Raw genomic sequence first — 19,498 nt, forward strand, 5'->3', positions numbered from 1 at the left:
GGAGGACTGACATGAAGATGCTGATGACGACGGCGGCCCTGATCGCGCTTACGACGGCGGCCGGAGCCGACACGCTCCGCTTCGGCTATGCCGAGAACGCGACCCCCACGGTGGAGGCGATGAAGGAGTTCGCCCGCCTGCTGGAGGAGAAGACCGGCGGCGGCCTGACCGTCCAGTTCTTCCCCGACGGCCAGCTGGGAGGGGAGCGCGAACTGGTGGAACTGGTGCAGGGCGGCCTTCTGGACATGACCAAGGTGTCGGGCGGGCTGATGGAAAGCTTTGCGCCGGTCTATGGCGCCTTCTCCATGCCCTACCTGTTCGACGACGAGGCGCATTACTACAAGGCCTTGGACGACGCAGCCGTGATGGCTCCCGTCTATCAGGCGACGGCGGATCAGGGGATGGTGGGGCTGACCTACTACAACTCGGGCGCGCGGTCTTTCTACACCAAGGACAAGCCGATCAATTCCCCCGCCGATCTGGCAGGTCTGAAGATCCGCGTGCTGCAATCCCCCACCTCCATCCGCATGGTGGAAATGCTGGGCGCCTCCCCCATCGCGATGAGCCAGGCCGAGGTCTACACCTCCATCCAGCAGGGGGTTCTGGACGGGGCCGAGAACAACGAGTTCGCCCTGACCGTCGCCCGCCACGCCGAGGTGGCCAAGGCCTATTCCTATGACATGCACACCCGCATTCCGGACATCCTCCTGATCTCCACCGCCGCGCTGGACCGGCTGACCCCCGAACAGCGGGACGCGGTGAACGCGGCGGCACGGGAGTCCACCGCCTTCCACCGGCAGGCGTGGACCGCCGCCGTGGACGCCGCCCGGGCCGAGGCCGAGACCAGCTTCGGCGTGACCTTCACCCATCCCGAGGTGACGGCCTTCCAGGAGGCGGTGAAACCCATGTACGACGAAATGCCGGACGCCATCGCGCCCACCGTGAACGCGATCCGGGCGGCGAAATGACCCGCCTCCGCCGCCTTCTGGACCTGTGCATCGGATCGGTGTGCGCCGTTCTTCTGGCGGCGCTGGTGGTGGTGTTGTGCTGGCAGGTCTTCAGCCGCTACGCCCTTGGCACCCCGTCGACGTTGACCGAGGAAACGCTGCGCTTCGGCGTGATCTGGCTGTCTCTGCTGGGTGCCGCCTATGCCACGGGACAAGGCACCCACATGGCGATCGATCTGGCCCGCGATATCGCCACGGGCCGGACCCGGCAGGTGCTGGAGATGCTGGTGCCGGTGGCCTTCATCGTCTTCGCGGTCGCCGTCCTCATCCTCGGCGGGATGCGGGGGATGGAGATCGCGTCCCGCCAGCTCAGCCCCGTGCTGCGGGTGCCGATGGGCTGGGTTTATGCCAGCCTGCCGGTCTCGGGCGTTCTCATCATCCTTTACAGCCTTCTGAACCTGATCGACATCGCGCGCGGCACCCGCCCGCGCCCCGACGGGATGGACAAGGCGCTGAGCGCGGTGGAATGACCATGGCCATAACTGCAAGCCTGATCCTGCTGGCCGTCTTTGCCGTCATCGCCCTTCTGGGCCTGCCTCTGGCGGTGGCCATCGTGGCTGCGGCGCTGGCCGCGGTGTCGCTGGTTGCGCCGCCCGACATGGCACTGTTCACCTCGGCCCAGAAGATGATGGCGAGCCTCGACAGCTTTTCCCTGCTGGCCGTGCCCTTCTTCATCCTGTCGGGCGTCATCATGAATTCGGGTGGCATCGCGATCCGGCTGGTGCGGTTTGCACAGCTGATCGCGGGACGCATTCCGGGATCGCTGGCGCAGACGAACATCGCTGGCAACATGCTCTTCGGCTGCATCTCCGGCTCGGCCATCGCGGCCTCCACCTCCATCGGGGGGGTTCTGGTTCCGATGCAGGCGCAGGAGGGTTACGACCGCGACTTCGCCGCCGCCGTCAACATCGCCAGCGCTCCGACGGGCATGCTGATCCCGCCGACCACGGCCTTCATCATCTATTCGCTGGTGGCGGGCGGCACCTCGGTCGCCGCGCTGTTCATGGCGGGGGCGGTGGCGGGCATCCTCTGGGGCCTGTGCCTGATGGCCCTGACCGTGGTGATCGCGAAGCGGCGCAACTATCCCACCGTGGCCGCCGTGCCCTTCCGCGACGCGCTGAAGATCACGATGGAGGCGATACCCTCGCTTCTGCTGATCGTGATCATCATCGGCGGCATTGTCCTCGGCGTCTTCACGGCGGTGGAGGCGTCCGGTATCGCCGTGGTCTATACGCTGCTTCTCGCCTTCGTGATCCACCGCACCACGACGCTCCGCGACCTGTGGTTCTTTCTTGTGGAAACCGCGCAGATCACGGGGGCGATCATGCTGCTGCTGGCGGCGTCGGCCGCGCTGTCCTTCGCGATGGCGTTCACGGGGATCCCGGCGGCCATCACCTCGGCCATTCTGGGAATTTCCAGCGATCCGGTGATGGTGATGCTGATCATCAACATCCTGCTGCTGATTGTGGGCTGCTTCATGGACATCGGCCCCGCCATCCTGATCTTCACGCCGATCCTGCTGCCCATCGCCACGAAGGTGGGCGTGGACCCGGTGCATTTCGGGGTGATCATGGTGTTCAACCTCGCCATCGGCACCATCACCCCGCCCGTGGGCACGGGCCTGTTCGTCGGCGCCAGCGTCGCCAAGGTGCGGGTCGAACGGGCCATCCGCGCGCTTGGGCCTTTTTATGTGCTGCTGATCGCGCTGCTGATGGTCATCACCTACTGGCCCGCCCTGACACTGAGCCTGCCGCGCTGGCTGGGCATCTGAAAGGACTGACATGCTGTTCGTCGAAACCCGCCATGCCGTTCATCCCCACCACGCCAAGGGCATGGACACCGCCGCCCTGCGCACGCACTTCCTCGCGCAGGGGATGTTCCAGGACGGGCAGATCCGCCTGATCTACACCCATTACGACCGCTTCGTGATGGGCGGCGCCGTGCCCGCAGGCAGAGATCTGGTGCTGGACGTGGTGGAGGAGACAAAGACGCCCTCCTTCCTCGACCGGCGGGAGATGGGGATCGTCAACATCGGCGACACCGGCACCGTGCGTGCGGGCGACGAAACCCACACCCTCGATCGAGGGGACGTCCTGTATCTGGGCATGGGCACGGGTGCTGTGACCTTTGCGGGCGGGGGGCGGTTCTACATCACCTCGGCCCCCGCGCATCGCGCCTTCCCGTCGAAGCTGATCACGCTGGCCGACTGCATCGAGGTGAAGATGGGCGAGGCTGCGCAGTCCAACAAGCGCACCATCAAGCAGTTCATCCACCCCAAGGTCATGGAAAGCTGCCAACTGATCCTCGGCTACACCTCACTGGAGGAAGGGTCGGTCTGGAACACGATCCCCAGCCACATCCACGACCGCCGGATGGAGGCCTACCTCTACTGGGGCATGACGCCCGAAGCGCGTGTCCTGCACCTGATGGGCGAGCCGGCCGAAACGCGCCACCTGTTCATCGCGAACGAGGAAGGCGCCATCTCACCCCCTTGGTCGATCCATTCAGGTGCGGGGATCGGGGAATACACATTCATCTGGGCCATGGCCGGCGACAATGTGGATTACACGGACATGGAGTTCATCCAGCCCAAGGACATGGCCTGAGGCGCCACCTGGTCCTGGCGTCCACCGATCGCCTGATGATCAGACCATGCTGTACATCTGCCGGACGGAACTGACCGTGAAACCGCGCCTTCCCGCATGCAGGGGCGGGGCGAGAGGGACACAGATTGACAGATCGGCCTGCCCCCTTCAGCGGATCAGTCCCAGCTGCGTCGGCAGCCACAGCGTGATCGCAGGGATGAACGTGATCAGCAGCAGCGCGATGAAGAGCGGGACCATCCACGGCAGGATGGCCAGCGCCGTCCGCTCCACCGACAGCTTCGAGATTCTTGACAGCACGAACAGCACCATTCCGACCGGGGGCGTCAGCAGCCCGATCATCAGGTTCAGCGTCACGATCACCCCCAGATGCACCGGATCTATGCCGTAGCGCGCCGCCACGGGCATCAGGATCGGGACGAGGATGGAGATCGCCGCGATCGTGTCCAGGAACGCGCCCACGATCAGCAGGATGATGTTGACGATGATCAGGAACGTCCACCAGTTGTCCGTCAGTGCGAACATCGCATCGGCAAACACCTGCGTCGCCTGGCTGACCGTCAGCAGCCACGCGAAGATGGAGGCGGCGGTGACGATGAACAGGACCGAGGCTGTCGTCTCGATCGTGTCGAAGCTGGCCTTGGCAAGCGCGCGGAAGCTCATGGTGCGGTACCGCACGAGCCCGAGGAACAGCGACCAAAGGACGGCCGCGACGGCGGCCTCGGTCGGGGTGAACCAGCCCATCGTCATGCCACCGATCAGCAGCACCGGCGCCATCAGGGCCATCACGGCGTGCCAGTCGAAATACCAGTCCAGCGCGATCAGCGACACCAGCGCGATCACCACCGCCACGTTCAGCGACACGCCCAGCGTCACCAGAAGCCAGATCGCCAGCGGGAAGCACATGACGACAACGATTTCCAGCGACGCCTTGGCCAGTTCGCGCAGGTCGAACGGCGTGTCGGATCCCCAGCCCTTCAGGTGCGCGAAGACGAAGACGGTCAGCATCATCAGCGTCACCATCACCACGCCCGGCAGGATCCCCGCCATGAACAGCGCGCCGATGGACGCGTTCGCCATCATCCCGTAGATCACGAAGGGCAGCGATGGCGGGAAGATCGGACCCACCGTGGCGGAGGCCGCCGTGACCCCCACCGCCGCCTCCACGGGATAGCCGTGGTCCTTCATCGCCTTGATCTCGATCGTGCCGATCCCGGCGGCGTCGGCCAGGGCCGTTCCCGACATGCCCGAGAACACGACCGAGCCGATGATGTTCACCTGCGCCAGCCCGCCCTTCATCCAGCCCACCAGCGACAGCGCGAAGTGATAGATGCGGCCGGTGACGCCCGCGATGTTCATCAGGTTGCCCGCCAGGATGAAGAAGGGGACCGCGATCAGCGGAAAGCTTTCCACCCCCGCGATCATCCGCTGGGCCGCGATGATGTCGGGGGCCACGTTGTAGCTGAGGAGATAAAGCAGGGACGCCCCGGCCATGGACACCGCCACCGGGACGCCCACGACCATCAGCACCAGAAACGATCCGATCAGAAGAAGCATGGTTCAGATCCCTGTCGTGCCGCTTTCGGCGGCTTTTTCCCGGACGGTCGTGCCGCCCTTCATGTCGTGGATGAAGTTCTGGACCGATCGCAGCAGCATCAGCACGAAGGCCACCAGCACGGTGTAGAAGACGATGCCGCGCGGCAGGTCCACCGTCACCATCCGCTCGGACCCGACGATCCCGACATATCGCCACATCAGCCACGTCATGTAGCCGAAGAAGACGATGGTCAGCGCATCCACCAGCCACCACATGACGCGGCCGATCCGATGCGGCAGAAGGTTGTAAAGGATGTCCACCGCGATGTGCCGCCCCATCCGCACGCACATCACCGAGCCGAGGAAGACGATGATGACTAGGCAGTTCGCCGCGATCTCCTCGGTCCAGGCCAGGCTGTTGTTCAGCACGTAGCGCGTGAAGAACTGCAGGAAGACGCACAGCGCCATTCCCCAGAAGATGGCGAGGGTCAGCCAATCCTCGACGGCATAAGGCCTCAGATCGACCGGGCCGGTGTCGTCCTCGAAGGCATGCGCCATGTCCTCCACGCTGCGTGGCGCAGGGCTCTTGTCAGCCATAGCTTTCTCCCGATGTTCGGAAGGCGGCCGGGGACGTCCCCGGCCGGCCACTTCATTGCACGGCGCGGATGGCTTCCCAGTCTTCGCGGTTGTAGCCGTAATTCTCCAACGGAGCCTTCTCGAGGACGTTCTTCAGGAAGTCCTCCTTGTCGACCTCGGTGACCATCAGGCCGTCGGCCTTGAACTTGTCCACCAGCGCCGCCTCGCGCTCCTCGACAACCCGGGTGGCGCGTTCCGCCGCTTCCAGCATCACCTCGCTGAAGATCTGCTTGTCCCCGTCCGAGAGGCTGTTCCAGACGCGGCCGGACATGACGGTGTTCAGGTGATCGACGATATGCCCGGTCAGGATGATGTTGGACTGCACCTCGTAGAACTTCTTGGCCTCGATCGCGGTCAGGGGGTTTTCCTGCGCGTCGACCGTGCCGTTCTGCAAGGCCAGATACACCTCTGCAAAGGCGATGGGCGTCGTGTTGGCCCCGCAGGCCTGCGGCATGGCCAGATAGGCCGGAACGTCCGGCACGCGGATCTTCAGGCCCTCCATGTCGGCGCAGGAGGTGATGTCCTTGTTCGCCGTCGTGTGGCGCGTGCCGTAATAGGTGACCGCGGTGATGTGGTTGCCGCTGGCCTCCTCGTATCCTTCCACCAGTTTCCGAAACACGTCGCTTTTGGTATAGGCGATCAGATGCGCGGGATCGCGGAAGATGTAGGGGTAATAGGTCACCCCGATCGGCTTGTACTCGCGCGACGCGAAGCTGGACCCGGAGATGATGATGTCCACCGTCCCCAGCTTCAGCCCCTGGTTGATGTCCGCCTCCTTGCCCAACTGCGAGGCCGGGAAGACATCGATGTCGTAGCGGCCTTCCGTGCGCTTGGCGATCTCCTCGGCCGCCCAGACGGATTCGGTGTGGAACGGTTCGCTCGCTTCATAGACATGCGCCCATTTCAGCGTCGTCTGTGCCTGAGCGACGGCGGCGCTTGCCATAAGCGCGGCGGCCCCCAGCAGAGTCTTGATCGTGAACGTCATGCTTCTCCTCCCATCAGCTTCGGTTCGTTGTTGTTGGCGCAGGCAAGATGCATCCCGCCCCTGCCGCATCCCCGGCCCGTCACGCGGGCCCGGGCCCTCCGCACGTCCTGCGCAAGGCCGGGACGATCGCCTGCCACGCGTGTCGGCGAAGGATGCTGTTCGTGCACGTGGCTTGCATCGGCGCGTCGCCTCCCCGCGACGCGGCCAGACCGATCCTGCAACCCCGACGGTAGCGAGGCCGCCACACGCCGGTCAACGGCTTTCCCTCACCCGGACCATGGGGATGCCCAGACGATCGGCCCACTCCGTGAACCCGGCCAGAGTGGCGGGATCGAGCGTCACCCCCTCCGCACGCCGCTGCGCCGCGACCTGCCATTCGCGATCACCGGGCGCCATGACGCGGTGTCCTTCGCGCGGGGGCGAGGATCGCAGCGTTTCCATGTATCGGGCCATCCCCGCCTCGAAACGCGGGCGCTCGAGGAAGGCGTCCGGATTCAGGGCCAGCACGAAGGCCCCCATCGCGCGTGGCGTGGAGAAGTCGGGACCTCCCATCGGCGCGATGTCGAAGCTCAGCGTCATCCCGGACAGGACGGCACTGAAGATCTCGACCACGCCGGCCAGGGCTGCCCCCTTGAATCCAAACGCCCCGCCCAGGGGTGCCAGCATGTCGGACTGGTGCGGGTCCAGCGTGTCGACCCCCTGCGCGTCCGACGCCACCCCCTCGGGCAGATCCACGCCAAGGCTTTGGTAAAGCTGCACGCGGTTGTAGGGGATGGCGCTGGTGGCCATGTCCAGCAGCCACGGATCCCCCGCCCCCGCCGGCACCGCGACCGCGATGGGATTTGTCCCGTGAAAGCGCATCGCCCCGTCATGCAGACGCACGAAGCTGTCGCTGTTGCAGAAGGTCACGCCGATGAAGCCTTTCTGCGCCGCCGCAAGCGAATACGCCCCGGCCGGCCCGAAATGCGAGCTGTTGCGGATGGACACCGCGCCAAGCCCGAAGCTGGCCGCAAGTTCGACCGCGCGATCCATCGCGCGAAATGTCGGCAGCGCCCCTTGTGCGTTGTCGCCGTCCAGAACCTCCACCGCGCCAAATCCTCCGGCCTTACGGAGCTGCGGTGTCCGGTTCAGCCGCCCGCCCTGCAGGGCCATCAGGTAATGGGGCAGCAGACGAACGCCATGGCTGTCGACGCCCAGCGTCGTGCCGTGCATCATCGACCGGCTCGCCGCCTCCGCCGTTTCCTCGCTGGCGCCGACGGTCAGAAAGGCCATGTGGCAGAAGTGCCGCAAGTCCTGCAAGGCATAGCGTTCGGATCGTTCCATGTCGCGCCTCCTTCCCAAGATGACACGTTTCGCGCCGGCCGCAGGCGGCGTGACACGCCTGTCAAATGTCGTCCTCGACCTGCTGACGCTGCTGACCCAAGCCGTCGATCCCCAGTTCGACGACGTCGCCCGCACGCAGGTAGCGCGGCGGCTTCATGCCCATTCCCACGCCGGGCGGCGTCCCCGTGGAGATGACGTCACCCGGATGCAGCGTCATGAACTGGCTGAGGTAGTGGATGATGAACGGCACCTGATAGACCATCGTGCGGGTCGATCCGTTCTGCATCCGCTCTCCGTTCACGGTCAGCCACATGCCCAGATCCTGCGGATCGGCGATCTCGTCCGGCGTCACGAGCCATGGGCCGATCTGGCCGAAGTTGTCGCAGGACTTGCCCTTGGTCCATTGGCCTGCACGTTCCGTCTGGAAGGCGCGTTCGGACACGTCGTTGGTGACGGCAAAGCCCGCGACATGGGACATCGCGTCGGCTTCGGACACGTATTTCGCGGGCTTGCCGATGATCACGGCCAGCTCCACCTCCCAGTCCGTCTTGGCGGAGGTGCGGGGGATCACGATCGGATCGTTCGGGCCGCAGATGGCGCTGGTCGCCTTCATGAAGATCACGGGTTCCGGCGGAACGTCCATGCCGCTTTCGGCCGCGTGATCGGCATAGTTCAGGCCGATGCAAATGAACTTCCCGGTTCCCGCGATGGGCGGGCCAAGGCGCGTGGCGGCATCGACCACCGGCAGCGCATCCGCGTCCAGCGCACCCAGACGCGCCAGCGCGTCGGGGTGCAGTGCCGATCCGGCCAGGTCGTCCACATGCCCCGACAGGTCGCGGATGCTGCCATCGACATGCAGCAGCCCGGGTTTTTCGGCACCTGCGGCACCGTGGCGAAGAAATCTCATGTTGTCTCCTTGCGTCAGATGGTCCAGCCGCCGTCGATGCAGACGGCCTGCCCGGTGGTGTAGGTGGCGCCGGCCAGATACACGGCGAGGTCGGCGATCTCCTCCGCCCTTGCGATGCGGCCCATTGGCTGACGGGCGACAAAGGCCGCGCGCGCCGCGTCGTAGTCCCCCGTCTCTGCCAGCCGCTGGTCCAGCGACGGCGATTGCACCGTGCCCGGACAGATCGCGTTGCAGCGGATGTTGTGCCCCACAAAATCCGCCGCCACCGACTTCGTCAGGCCCAGCACCGCGGCCTTGCTGGCGGAATAGGCGAACCGGTTCGGCACCCCCTTCACCGCAGACGCGACCGAGGACATGTTGATGATGCTGCCTTGTTTGCGTGCCACCATTCCCGGCAGCACGGCGCGGATCGTCCGCACCATCGAATGCAGATTCAGGTCGAAGGCAAAATCAAGCTCGGCTTCCGTCACCTCAAGAATGGTGCCGCCATGGACGACGCCCGCGCAGTTGAACAGAACGTCGACCTGCAGGCCGTCGCAAAAGCCTTGCACTTCGGCGTCGTTCAGGACGTTCAGCCGCGCGGTGCGGCAGTCGAGACCGTCCAGCCCCGCCGCGTTGCTGTCGGTCGCGATGACGTCGTATCCCGCGCGGATGAAGGCCTCGGCACTGGCCCGTCCGATCCCCTGCGCCGCCGCCGTGATCAGCACGCGCTGTCCCGTCACGTCCATTTCGTTCCTCACATCACTGCCCCGATCTGCCACGGCACGAATTCCACGGCGCCAAACCCCTGAGCCTCGCTTTTCGTCTCCTCGCCCGACGCGACGCGCAGCATGAGATCGAAGATTTCCCGTCCCTTCACCTCCAGCGTCACGCCTGACAGGACCTCTCCGCAATCCACATCCATGTCTGGCTTCATTCTCCGCCAAAGCTCGGGATTGGACGCCAGCTTGATGCACGGGACCGGGCGGTATCCCGACACGCTGCCCCGTCCGGTGGTGAACGCGATCAGGTTCGCGCCCGAAGCGACCTGCCCCGTGACGGAACACGGATCGTAGCCGGGGCTGTCCATGAAGACGAAACCGGGCGTGTCGATGGGCTCGGCGTATCTGTACACGCCGGACAGGGGCGCGGCCCCGCCCTTCGCGACGGCGCCAAGGCTTTTTTCAAGGATTGTCGTCAGCCCGCCGCGCTTGTTGCCGGGGGAAGGATTGTTGTCCATCTCTCCGAAGTTGCGCGCCGTGTAATCCTCCCACCACTCGATCAGGTCGATCAGCTTGCGCCCTGTCGCCGCATCGCTGGCGCGGCGGGTCAGCAAGTGTTCCGCCCCATAGATTTCCGAGGTTTCCGACAGGATGGAAATGCCGCCATGCCGCACCAGAAGATCCGAGGCGTGGCCGAGCGCGGGATTTGCCGTGATCCCCGAATAGCCGTCCGAGCCGCCGCACTGCATCCCCAGCACCAGCTTCGACGCGGGCGCGTCCTGCCGTTGCGCCCTGTTCGCCTCGGCCGCCAGTTCGCGCAGGATCGCCACGCCCTTGTCCACCGTGGCGCGGGTGCCGCCCGTCTGCTGGATGGTCATGTAGCGGAAGCGCGCGCTGTCCTTCAGCGCCTGCCGGTCGATCAGGTCGGGGATCTGCATGACCTCGCATCCCAGCCCCACCATCAGGATCGCGCCGAAATTGGGGTTGTGGCCATAGCCGGCGATGGTGCGGAACAGCGTCTCGTACCCTTCACCCTTGCCAGACATGCCGCAGCCGGTGCCGTGCACGATGGGGACGATGCCGTCGACGTTCGGGAAATCCCGCAGCCAGCCCTGACGCTCCACCTCCTCGGCGATGAAGCGGGCGACCGATCCGGCACAGTTCACCGAGGTCAGAATACCGATGTGGTTCCGCGTCCCCACCCGCCCGGAAGGCCGGTGGAACCCGCGGAACGACGCGGGCGCATCCACGGGCATCAGCGGAACGGCGGCGGTGCCGAACCCGTAATCCTGCCGATGCGCGCCCATTCCCAGGTTCTGCACATGCACATGCGCCCCGGCCGCGATGGCCTGCGTCGCAACACCGATCACCTGCCCGTATTTCAGGACCGCCTCCCCTCCGGCAATCGGGCGGATGGCGACCTTGTGACCGGCGGGAATGGCCTCGGCCGCGGTCATGCCCGGCATCAGCGACGCGCCGGCGGGCAGCGCTTGCAGCGCGACCATGATGTTGTCGCGGTCGTGCAGGCGAAGGGCGGTCGTCAGGATTTCTGTCACAGGGTCACCAGGATTTTGACGGTGTTGATGCGGTCGCGGATCCGCAACGGGAAACGCTGGGGCTGCAAGATGATGGAAATTGGCGCAACCCCCGGGACCGGCCGTGATGACGTGGTCACGGCGGCGGGCATGTCGATCATGCAGGCGATCAGCACCAGCCGCCCCGCGTGCGGCACGCGGGCGACGGGGGCCGGGTGCTGCCGCCGATCCTCCCGCTCGGTTCGGCGCGAATGTCGGATCTCATTGCACGGCCTCCAGAGTGCGGGCGGACCAGTTGCCGGGCAGTTCGCCCTTCACGATCAGGCTGAGCACGTCATCCTTCGTCACCTCCTCGATGCGGTGGGCGCCGACGACGCGTCCCTTGTTCATCACGACCACGCGGTCGCAGAGGTCGAACACGTCATGCATGTCGTGGCTGACAAGAAAGATCCCGATGCCGTCCGCACGCAGCTTGCGGATCAGGTCCGCCACCATCGCCGTTTCCGAAGGACCAAGCGCCGCCGTCGGTTCGTCCATGATCAGAACCTTCGTGTCGAAATAGATCGCCCGCGCGATGGCGATCACCTGCCGCTGCCCGCCCGAAAGGCTGGAAACGGGATCGCGCAGATTTCGGAAGTTCGGGTTCAGCCGCGCCAGAACCTCGCGCGCGGCGCGCAGCATGCGCGCCTCGTCAAGATTTCCGAAACGGGTCCGCAGTTCCCTTCCAAGGAACAGGTTCGCGGGCGCGTCCAGATGGTCCGCAAGCGCCAGCGTCTGATAGATCGTCTCGATCCCGTGATCGCGGGCGTCGTTCGGAGTCTCGAAGCGGACGGGGGCGCCGCCGATCCGGATCTCCCCCCCGCTGGGCCACATCGCGCCGGACAGGATCCGCATCAGGCAGGACTTGCCCGCGCCGTTATGGCCCAGAAGGCCCACCACCTCTCCCCGATACAGATCGACGGAGACATGCTCTACCGCGCATATCCCGCCGAAGTGCTTTTCGATGCCGATCATCTCGACCAGCGGCTGTCCTGACATGGCGAAACTCCTTGTCGCGGGGATCAGTAAAGGACGTTCTGCGCTTCGTCGGAGTCCACGTTCGACTGGTCCACTATCACGACGCCTGTGTTGATGAAGCTTTCGACCTTTTCGCCGTTCAGGATGTCCATGACCGTCTGCACGCCTTGCTCGCCCATCGCGAACGATCCCTGCACCGCGGTCGCCGTCAGCACGCCGTCGCGGACGAACTGCTGCAGGTCGGCGTTGCCGTCAAAGCCAAGCGCCACCAGTTGCCCCGCCTTTCCCGCCTGGATGATCGCGCGGCCCATGCCCACCGCGGTCGGTTCGTTCGCGCCGAAGATGCCCACGAGGTCGGGGTTGGAGGCCAGCATGTCGGTCGTCTGGTTCAGCGCGTTGGCCATCTGGCTTTGCGAATAAAGCGGCCCCACGACCTCCAGCTCCGAATGCGCGGCAATATAATCGGTGAAGCAGCCGACACGCCCGATCTCCGATCCCACGCCCGCGACATAGGACATGATGCCGACCTTGCCGGTGGTGCCCGCCGTCTCGATCATGCGCTTGGCGACGGCTTCACCCGCAGCGCAATTGTCGGTGGACAGAAACGCCTGGTAGCTTCCTTTGCCACCTTCGCCCAAGGCGCTGTCGATGATCACCACCGGAATGGCATTCTCGAAGGCGCGCCGGACGACAGGGATCAACGCCTCGGGGTCGGATGGGGCCAGCACGATGCCGGCCACGCCGCGATTGATCGCGTTCTCCATCAGGCTCACCTGATCGGCAACGGCGCTTTCGGCCGCGGGACCGTCGAAGCTGAGCGTGTGCTCCGACTGCGCGCCCATGCCGGCTTCTGCCCCTTTGTGGACGTTCTGCCAGAAGTTGGAATTCGTGGTCTTCACGATGACCGCGATTTCCCCCGCCTGGAGGGTGCCTGCGGCAAGGGCGATGGCCGATGCGGTCAGAACCGTCTTCAATGGCTTCATGGTAATCCTCCCCTTTGTTCCTGCTTCAGCGCCGGTTGCGGACCATGTCGATCCACACGGCGCCAATGACGACAAGGCCGATGACGATCTGCTGGATGAAGGCTGATACGCCGGCCATGTTCAGCCCATTGCGCAGGATCCCGATGATGAACGCCCCGATCATGGTGCCGGAAATGGTGCCCACGCCCCCCGTCAGCGACGCGCCGCCGATCACGGCCGCCGCAATGGCGTCAAGCTCGTACATCACGCCTTCGCTGGGCTGCGCCGTCACGAGGCGAGACATCAGCACGTTGCCCGCCAGCCCCGCCAGCGCACCCGACATGGTGTAGGCATACATCTTGGTTCCGTCGACCTTGACGCCCGACAGGCGTGCCGCCTCTTCGTTCGAACCGGTGGCGTAAAGGTGCCGCCCGACCCGGCGACGGCGCAGCACGTAGCCCGTCGCGATCGCCACGATCAGCAACAGGATCGCGGGATACGGGATGCCGGGGAAGATGACGCGCGGAAAGCCGTTCGGCTGCATCTCGACCATCCGGAACAGCGCGCCGTTGCCAAGCCAGCCAAACCCCTCGCCCAGCCCCGAGATGGGGGTTGCCCCCGTCAGTTGCAGCGCCACCCCCCGGGCGATCAGCATCATTCCCAGCGTGGCGACGAAAGGTGGAATGCGCAGCCGCGTGATGACCAGCCCGTTGAAGGCCCCGCACGCCGCGCCTGCCAGGATGCCCACGCACATCGCCGGCATCACCGGCAGCCCGGCCTTCACGCTCATCGCCGAAACGACGCCGGAAAGTGCCAGTACGGAGCCGACCGACAGGTCGATCCCGCCCGTGATGATGACCAGTGTCAGCCCGATCCCCAAGAGGCCGATCACCGCGGTCTGCAGCAGCACCGTCAGCCCGTTGTTCACCGACAGGAAGGCGGGGCTGGCCATTGCAAAGCCAAGGATCAGCAGCACCAGCGTCAGCAAGGCGGAGGCGCGATGCATCTGGTCGCGCCCGATGGTGAACCTGCGCCGGCGACGCTCCCCCCACGGGATACCTGTATCCGACATCGCTCCCCCCAGACCGACTGAATCAAGTTATGAAGGACATTGGGCAGATGGGTTGCACCTGTCAATGGTGTTTAATAATTTAAGACGACAAATCAGGCAGGAGAAAGATCATGGCACGCAGCGACACCAGGTTTCGCGAAGCGTTCAACAGCCTGCTGGACGTCTGCAACACCTTGCCCGTCGGTGCGGAACTGCCCGCCGAAGCCGTGATGAGCGGGGCCGTCGGGGTCAGCCGGACGGTCGTGCGGCGCTGCCTGACACGAATGGCCGAGCTTGGAATCATCGCCTGGGAAGGTCGCGGCAAGCATCTTCTGCGTGCCCCGACCGCGGACGACCGGATTGCCCTGCCCGAAACCACCGTCGGCCGCGATCAACTGGAGAAGCGGTTTCTTGGATGGGTGCTGCAATTTGACGTGCCGGCTGACACGCCGTTGTCGGTCGCCGAACTTGCCCGCACCTTCGATGTCGCCCCGCACGAGCTGAAGGAGTTTCTTGCCAGCCTCAGCCGTTTCGGACTTGTCGCGCGGCGGCCCCGCGGCGGGTGGATGCTGCGCGGCTTCACCAGGGAATTCGCGATCGAGCTGTCAGACTTCCGCCTGATCCTGGAACTCGACGCCATCGCCAAGGTCGCCGAAGCGCCGGTGGATCATCCCATCTGGCAAAGGCTGGCCAACCTGCGGCTGGAGCATGAAGCGCTGGCCCGCCGCATCACCACAGATTTTCATGAATTCTCCAAGCTTGACGAGGCGTTTCACCAAGCGATCAATTCCGTCGTCCGCAACCGCTTCATGGAGGAGTCGCAGAAGGTCATCTCGTTGATCTTCCATTACCATTACATGTGGGACAAGACCCACGAGATGGACCGAAACCGTGCCGCCATCAACGAGCACATGGCGATCATCGACGCGCTGGAAGCTCGCGACACCGCCCGCGCCTGCGAGGCCGCGCGTCAGCACCTGCGCACCTCCAAGTCCACGCTTCTGCTATCGTTGCGGCATCATGCCCTCGGTTGACAAGGCGGCCAGATTGCGGCGCAGCATGTCCGCATCCGCCGTTCCCAGCAGCACCGAGGCCGCCGCCGGATGCCGTTGCACGAACCGCAACGCGGCGGTGGCCAGCGGAACCTCCCCCGCTTCTGCCTGCAAGGCCGCGGCGCGGTCCAGCACCTCCCGGGGCGCGGGACCGTAATCATAGGTGGCCCCCGCCACCGGGCCGGTGGCAAGGATGCCGGAATTGAAGATCCCGCCCAACACGAGGCTTGTCCCTGCCTCCCGACACCGCGGCACCAGTTCCGCCTCGGCCGAACGATCCAGCAAAGTCAGCCGCCCCGCCAGGAGGATGACGTCCAGCGGCACGTGATCCATCACCTGAAGACAGATCTCGCACTCGTTGACGCCCAGCCCGAACGCGCCGATCCGCCCCTCCTTCTTCAGCCGCACCAACCGCTCGTAGCCGGAGCCGAGGAACGCCTCCAGATGCGCTGCATGGTCCGGGCCGTGCGTGACCCCGCCCAGATCATGGACGAAGAGGATGTCGATGCGGCCGACGTCCAGCCGTTCGAGGCTCTGCTCGAAGCTCTGCTCGATCCCGTCGCCGGAATAGTCGTAGCGGACGTCGTTCTGCAACGGGTTGACGTAGTGATCTGCCTCGGCGATGGGTGCGCGGGCAGGTGATAGGACACGGCCCACCTTCGTGGACAACGTGAACCCGTTCCGGCCCTTCAGGAAACGTCCCAGCCGCTGTTCCGACAGCCCGCGCCCATAATGCGGCGCGGTGTCGAAATAGCGGATGCCGGCGCGCCATCCCACCTCCAGCACCTCCCGCACGGCCACCTCCGACGCCTCATGATACAGGTTTCCGATGCTCGCCCCTCCGAACGAGATGTCGGTGACGGTCACATCCGTTTTCCCGATGCGGCTGCGTCTGATGATTGACATGCCGATCCCTCCCCCAGTATGGTTCATTATTATTTCCAACATTTCGCGTGGCAAGCGATGATCATCGACGCACATCAGCATTTCTGGCGCATCGCGCGCGGCGACTATGGCTGGATGGACGACCGCGTCGCTGCGATCCGGCACGACCGGCTGCCCGCCGACCTGCACCCGCTGGCACGAGCGGGCGGCATCGGCGGCACGATCCTGGTGCAGGCCGCGCCCACGGTGAACGAAACGCTGTTCCTGCTGGAGATGGCGCAGAGCGAGCCGCTGGTGCGCGGTGTCGTCGGCTGGATCGACCTGGAGGGGGACGTGGACGCGCAACTCCGGCAGGTCGACCATCCCGCGTTGCGCGGCATCCGCCCGATGCTGCAGGACATTCCCGACACGGCATGGGTCTTGCGGGACGAAGTCGTTTCCGGCTTGCGCAAAATCGCGGGGCGGGGCCTGCGGATGGATGTGCTGATCACCCCGCGCCACCTGCCCGTTATCGACCGGCTGGCGCATCTGGTCCCCGAACTGCCGATGGTGGTCGACCATTGCGCGAAGCCCACCTTCCCGGTCACCGACGCATGGCGGCAAGGGATCGACGCTCTGGCCGCGCATCCGCAGGTGTTCTGCAAACTGTCGGGTCTTGCCAATGAACATGGCCCCGGCTGGTCCGCAGACACGCTGCACGGCGTGGCCGATCACGTTATCGGCGCGTTCGGCGGCACCCGCGTGATGTGGGGCAGCGACTGGCCGGTGCTGGAGCTTGCGGGCCGCTACGGTGACTGGCTGACCGTCGCGCAACAGCTTGTCGCGCCCGAGGACCATCCAGATGTGTTTGCCGAAACGGCCGCACGCTTCTACGACATCTGAGGGAGAGGATCATGCAGCGCATGGGGCACGTCATCCGGCTTCACCCCGAAGATGTTGCCGAGTACATCCGCCTGCACGCCGATGTCTGGCCAGGGGTGCTGGCGCGGTTGCGCGCGTCGCACATCACGAACTATTCCATCTTTCTGCGCCGGTCGGAAAACCTGATGTTCAGCTACTGGGAATATCTCGGTGCGGATTTCGCGGCCGACAATGCGGCCATCGCCGCGGATCCGGTGACGCAGCGCTGGTGGGCGATCTGTGGTCCGATGCAGGTGCCGCTGGACACGCGCGACGAAGGCGAATGGTGGGCCCGGATGGAGGAGGTGTTCCACCTCTCGGGCTGATTGCGTTTCGGACAAGGCGATTGAACAAGAGAAACGCGTTGAGGCTGCGCAAGTGATGGTGGTTCGTCGTGCGCGTGGCATCCTGGACACGCGCCTACCCTGCATCGGGTCTCGTCGCACCGCATACGGTAGGAAACGACATAATTTCGCTTGGCAGCACCCTGAACCGCCGATCGTCACATTGCGCCGGTCTCCCGTTGGAGCACAGCCCCCTTGGACTCGATTGCAAAGAACCGAAACGCAGAACGAAGGACCGACGATGACCGCCATGAAAGCGTTGCTCTGTGTGGAGCCCGGCAAGGTCGAGATCACGGAGCGCCCTCGGCCCGACAGCAAACCCGGCCATGTCCGCGTCCGGATCGGCCATGTTGGCATTTGCGGCACCGACTATCACATCTATGGCGGCCATCAGCCCTTTCTCGCTTATCCGCGGATCATGGGACATGAACTGTCGGGCCGGGCGATGGAGGCGTCCCCGGACGGCCGGATCGCCGAGGGCGATCTTCTTGTCGTCAACCCGTACCTGACCTGCGGCACCTGCCGCGCCTGCATCAACGGCAAGCCCAACTGCTGCGAGAACATCGCCGTGCTGGGCGTGCACATCGATGGAGGCATGTGCGAGGAGATCGTGGTGCCGGAAGAAAACCTCTATCCTGCGGAAGGCCTTTCCGAGAAGGCGGCCGCGATGGTTGAGTTTCTGGCCATCGGCGCACATGGCGTGGCCCGCGCCCGGATCCGGTCCGGGTCGGCCGTGCTGGTGGTAGGTGCAGGACCGATCGGCCTAGGGGCGGCGCTGTTCGCCACGATCGATGGGGCAAGGGTCACCTTGCGCGACACGTCTCCAGACCGCCTCGCACTGGCGGTCAAGGTGATCCCCGACGCTGCGTTGGAACTGGTCGGGCAAGAGGCGCCAGGCGCCTATGACACCGTGTTCGATGCCACCGGCAACATCCACGCGATGAACGCGGGTCTGAACTGGGTGGGTCATGGCGGAACCTACGTCCTGCTGTCGGTGGTGAAGGACGATCTGAGTTTCGCCGATCCGGAATTCCACAAGCGTGAAACCACGCTGCTCGCCAGCCGCAATGCGCTCCGCGCCGACTTCGAGCATGTGATTGCCTGCATCAAGGCCGGGAAGGTGCCTGTCGACGCGCTGGCCACCCACGAGACGAGCTTTGAAGAGGTCGTGACCAACCTGCCTCGTTGGGCACAGGATCGCGACACCCTCGTCAAGGCAATCATCCGTGTCTGACCTGTCCGATGTTTTCCGGTTCGGCACCAGTTGCTCCCTGCAGGCCCATGCCAACCTTTTGTTCTTCGAGGCGAAGGTGCCAGTCCCGGTGACCGTGGTGCAACTCCTGGACAATCCTTCGCGCGGGACCGGGCTCGCGACGCTCGCCGGGCCGGGAGGCTATCCAGCGCGTATCCGCTGTGCAGAGCGGCAGTACGCTGCACGGGGAATGGCAGTCGCCTCCGTCATGCTCGCACTTTCCACCACGACAAATTTGGAGGGACTGTCTGGCATTGTGACAGAGGAAGCGGTCGCCATCCTGTCGAATACGGGCGGCAAGGGTACATGTTGTAACCCGCCGACGTAGGGGTGGAACCGGCACAGGCGACAAACCATCCTCGCGAACCCACGCATCTGCTCCCCGTCCGTTTCCGCACGGGGCGGTCGCCGCTTTCGATCTTCCCAATGGAACTGGTGCCAGAAACCACCGGGCGTTGAAAAGACGTTTGCTGGAAATGCCGGGGGCTCCCAACTGCGTTTCTTTTGCTGACCGAGGAGTTTGCGTCTGGGTCAAGTCCCCCATGGACGGTATCGTATCCAGTCGAACAGGGTCTGTGGGGCTGTAGCCGAAGTCTAGGTGTTCTATCCCGGCATCTTCTGGATCGGGTTCAGGATGAATATGTCCGGCTCTTCTGTCCAGATCTTGCAGATGTATTCGTAGGGCGTGAGCCCTTTGAGGATCTTGAGCCTGCGCGCGAAGTTGTAGGCCGCCATGACGTCGGCGAGGTGGGCGCGGAGCTGGTCATGGCTGTCGTAGTGGAAGCGCTTGACGGCGGCCTCC

General features: G+C 65.0%; 22 protein-coding genes. 9 read left to right on the forward strand and 13 right to left on the reverse strand.

Annotation, left to right across the window (positions count from 1 at the left end):
• The first annotated feature begins 11 nt into the window (after positions 1-11).
• From ACSHZY_RS14425 to kduI, 4 genes are read left to right on the forward strand one after another with little or no spacing between them, the layout of a single operon-like run.
• A complete protein-coding gene (locus ACSHZY_RS14425) occupies positions 12-968 on the forward strand; it encodes a TRAP transporter substrate-binding protein (protein ID WP_435170261.1) in 957 nt (318 codons plus the stop codon).
• The gene (locus ACSHZY_RS14430; RefSeq protein ID WP_435170263.1) at positions 965-1,477 is read left to right on the forward strand and encodes a TRAP transporter small permease; all 513 of its coding nucleotides are present in this window, start codon (positions 965-967) and stop codon (positions 1,475-1,477) included. The genes ACSHZY_RS14425 and ACSHZY_RS14430 overlap by 4 nt, the downstream gene beginning before the upstream one ends.
• Positions 1,478-1,479: 2 nt before the next feature.
• Entirely contained in the window at positions 1,480-2,778 is a 1,299-nt protein-coding gene (locus ACSHZY_RS14435) for a TRAP transporter large permease (RefSeq protein WP_435170265.1), read from the forward strand.
• 10 nt (positions 2,779-2,788) lie between these two features.
• Entirely contained in the window at positions 2,789-3,613 is an 825-nt protein-coding gene (gene kduI, locus ACSHZY_RS14440; RefSeq protein ID WP_435170267.1) for a 5-dehydro-4-deoxy-D-glucuronate isomerase, read from the forward strand.
• A gap of 147 nt (positions 3,614-3,760) precedes the next feature.
• Here kduI and ACSHZY_RS14445 read toward each other — a convergent pair whose 3' ends face one another.
• The 11 genes from ACSHZY_RS14445 to ACSHZY_RS14495 all read right to left on the reverse strand — a co-directional run bounded on the left by ACSHZY_RS14445 (position 3,761) and on the right by ACSHZY_RS14495 (position 14,284).
• On the reverse strand, positions 3,761-5,167 hold the full coding sequence (locus tag ACSHZY_RS14445) for a TRAP transporter large permease (protein ID WP_435170269.1): 1,407 nt from the start codon (positions 5,165-5,167) through the stop codon (positions 3,761-3,763).
• Positions 5,168-5,170: 3 nt separating this feature from the next.
• Positions 5,171-5,743: a TRAP transporter small permease gene (locus tag ACSHZY_RS14450; protein WP_435170271.1), complete on the reverse strand. Its 573-nt coding sequence runs from the start codon at positions 5,741-5,743 to the stop codon at positions 5,171-5,173.
• A gap of 52 nt (positions 5,744-5,795) precedes the next feature.
• The gene (locus tag ACSHZY_RS14455; RefSeq protein WP_435170273.1) at positions 5,796-6,767 is read right to left on the reverse strand and encodes a sialic acid TRAP transporter substrate-binding protein SiaP; all 972 of its coding nucleotides are present in this window, start codon (positions 6,765-6,767) and stop codon (positions 5,796-5,798) included.
• A gap of 252 nt (positions 6,768-7,019) precedes the next feature.
• Positions 7,020-8,090 (reverse strand): Ldh family oxidoreductase, encoded by a 1,071-nt coding sequence (locus tag ACSHZY_RS14460; protein WP_435170274.1) that lies wholly within the window; start codon positions 8,088-8,090, stop codon positions 7,020-7,022.
• A gap of 61 nt (positions 8,091-8,151) precedes the next feature.
• Positions 8,152-8,997 carry a fumarylacetoacetate hydrolase family protein gene (locus ACSHZY_RS14465; RefSeq protein ID WP_435170276.1) on the reverse strand — a complete coding sequence of 282 codons (846 nt, stop codon included), beginning with the start codon at positions 8,995-8,997 and terminating at the stop codon, positions 8,152-8,154.
• Between the two features lie 14 nt (positions 8,998-9,011).
• Positions 9,012-9,725 carry an SDR family oxidoreductase gene (locus tag ACSHZY_RS14470; protein WP_435170277.1) on the reverse strand — a complete coding sequence of 238 codons (714 nt, stop codon included), beginning with the start codon at positions 9,723-9,725 and terminating at the stop codon, positions 9,012-9,014.
• A gap of 8 nt (positions 9,726-9,733) precedes the next feature.
• Positions 9,734-11,203, reverse strand: coding sequence for a UxaA family hydrolase (locus ACSHZY_RS14475; RefSeq protein ID WP_435170304.1), 1,470 nt, complete (start codon positions 11,201-11,203; stop codon positions 9,734-9,736).
• Positions 11,204-11,250: 47 nt separating this feature from the next.
• Positions 11,251-11,409, reverse strand: coding sequence for a hypothetical protein (locus ACSHZY_RS14480; protein ID WP_435170279.1), 159 nt, complete (start codon positions 11,407-11,409; stop codon positions 11,251-11,253).
• An 85-nt stretch (positions 11,410-11,494) separates the two neighbouring features.
• Complete coding sequence (locus ACSHZY_RS14485; RefSeq protein WP_435170281.1) at positions 11,495-12,271, reverse strand: ATP-binding cassette domain-containing protein; 777 nt, start codon at positions 12,269-12,271, stop codon at positions 11,495-11,497.
• Positions 12,272-12,294: 23 nt separating this feature from the next.
• A complete protein-coding gene (locus ACSHZY_RS14490) occupies positions 12,295-13,233 on the reverse strand; it encodes an ABC transporter substrate-binding protein (protein ID WP_435170283.1) in 939 nt (312 codons plus the stop codon).
• A gap of 25 nt (positions 13,234-13,258) precedes the next feature.
• Positions 13,259-14,284 carry an ABC transporter permease gene (locus ACSHZY_RS14495; protein WP_435170285.1) on the reverse strand — a complete coding sequence of 342 codons (1,026 nt, stop codon included), beginning with the start codon at positions 14,282-14,284 and terminating at the stop codon, positions 13,259-13,261.
• 110 nt (positions 14,285-14,394) lie between these two features.
• Here ACSHZY_RS14495 and ACSHZY_RS14500 point away from each other — a divergent pair, with 110 nt between their 5' ends.
• Complete coding sequence (locus ACSHZY_RS14500; protein WP_435170287.1) at positions 14,395-15,297, forward strand: FCD domain-containing protein; 903 nt, start codon at positions 14,395-14,397, stop codon at positions 15,295-15,297.
• On the opposite strand, the gene ACSHZY_RS14505 is transcribed toward ACSHZY_RS14500, so the two are convergent.
• On the reverse strand, positions 15,268-16,221 hold the full coding sequence (locus tag ACSHZY_RS14505) for an aldo/keto reductase (protein WP_435170289.1): 954 nt from the start codon (positions 16,219-16,221) through the stop codon (positions 15,268-15,270). The two genes, ACSHZY_RS14500 and ACSHZY_RS14505, sit on opposite strands and share 30 nt — an antisense overlap.
• A gap of 57 nt (positions 16,222-16,278) precedes the next feature.
• Here ACSHZY_RS14505 and ACSHZY_RS14510 point away from each other — a divergent pair, with 57 nt between their 5' ends.
• From ACSHZY_RS14510 to ACSHZY_RS14525, 4 genes are all read left to right on the forward strand, one after another.
• On the forward strand, positions 16,279-17,082 hold the full coding sequence (locus ACSHZY_RS14510) for an amidohydrolase family protein (protein WP_435170290.1): 804 nt from the start codon (positions 16,279-16,281) through the stop codon (positions 17,080-17,082).
• Positions 17,083-17,093: 11 nt separating this feature from the next.
• The gene (locus ACSHZY_RS14515; RefSeq protein WP_435170292.1) at positions 17,094-17,426 is read left to right on the forward strand and encodes an L-rhamnose mutarotase; all 333 of its coding nucleotides are present in this window, start codon (positions 17,094-17,096) and stop codon (positions 17,424-17,426) included.
• A 259-nt stretch (positions 17,427-17,685) separates the two neighbouring features.
• Positions 17,686-18,678: a zinc-binding alcohol dehydrogenase family protein gene (locus ACSHZY_RS14520; protein WP_435170294.1), complete on the forward strand. Its 993-nt coding sequence runs from the start codon at positions 17,686-17,688 to the stop codon at positions 18,676-18,678.
• Complete coding sequence (locus tag ACSHZY_RS14525) at positions 18,671-19,024, forward strand: hypothetical protein (protein WP_435170296.1); 354 nt, start codon at positions 18,671-18,673, stop codon at positions 19,022-19,024. The genes ACSHZY_RS14520 and ACSHZY_RS14525 overlap by 8 nt, the downstream gene beginning before the upstream one ends.
• Positions 19,025-19,299: 275 nt before the next feature.
• On the opposite strand, the gene ACSHZY_RS14530 is transcribed toward ACSHZY_RS14525, so the two are convergent.
• Positions 19,300-19,498, reverse strand: a 199-nt coding sequence (locus ACSHZY_RS14530; protein ID WP_435170298.1) for an IS3 family transposase, incomplete at its 5' end; no start/stop codon positions are given.

The organism is Falsirhodobacter sp. 1013 (genome assembly GCF_051195255.1).
GTDB lineage: Bacteria > Pseudomonadota > Alphaproteobacteria > Rhodobacterales > Rhodobacteraceae > Falsirhodobacter.